The organism is Streptomyces tricolor (genome assembly GCF_002155905.1).
Taxonomy (GTDB): Bacteria; Actinomycetota; Actinomycetes; order Streptomycetales; family Streptomycetaceae; genus Streptomyces; species Streptomyces tricolor.
This window is the reverse complement of the sequence record NZ_MUMF01001032.1, coordinates 1-501: the sequence shown is the minus strand read 5'-3', so window position 1 is coordinate 501 and position 501 is coordinate 1. Positions and strand designations below refer to the sequence as shown.

General features: G+C 72.9%; 1 protein-coding gene. It reads left to right on the top strand.

All coding sequences use genetic code 11. The annotated features are described in order from the left end of the window. The first annotated feature begins 59 nt into the window (after window positions 1–59). Window positions 60–497: a roadblock/LC7 domain-containing protein gene (locus tag CCN44_RS42540; RefSeq protein ID WP_059247918.1), complete on the top strand. Its 438-nt coding sequence runs from the start codon at window positions 60–62 to the stop codon at window positions 495–497. The last annotated feature ends 4 nt before the right edge of the window (window positions 498–501 follow it).

Below are 501 nucleotides of genomic sequence, written 5' to 3'. Positions count from 1 at the left end.
GGCCGCGGCCCCGCCCCGGCACCTGGCAGGGGCAGGCACAGCACCGAAGGAGACCCGGCATGACCCAGGACCCGAACCGGAGGACCGGCCAGCGAACCGGCGAACTGGACTGGCTGCTCGACGATCTGGTGATGCGCGTGCGTGAGGTACGGCACGCCGTCGTGCTGTCCAACGACGGACTGGCGGTCGGCGCCTCGACCGGCCTCGCGCGGGAGGACGCCGAACATCTCGCCGCCGTGGCATCCGGCTTCAACAGCCTCGCCAAGGGCGCGGGACGGCACTTCGGAGCGGGCGGGGTGCGCCAGACCATGGTCGAGATGGACGACGGGTTCCTCTTCGTGGCGGCCGCCGGCGACGGCTCCTGCCTGGCCCTGCTCACCGCGGTGACGGCCGACATCGGGCTGGTCGCCTATGAGATGGCCCGCCTCGTCAAACGCGTGGGTGAGCATCTCTTCACGCCGCCGCGCGTCGTGGCGCAGCCGCCCGCCGCCGGATGAGCCG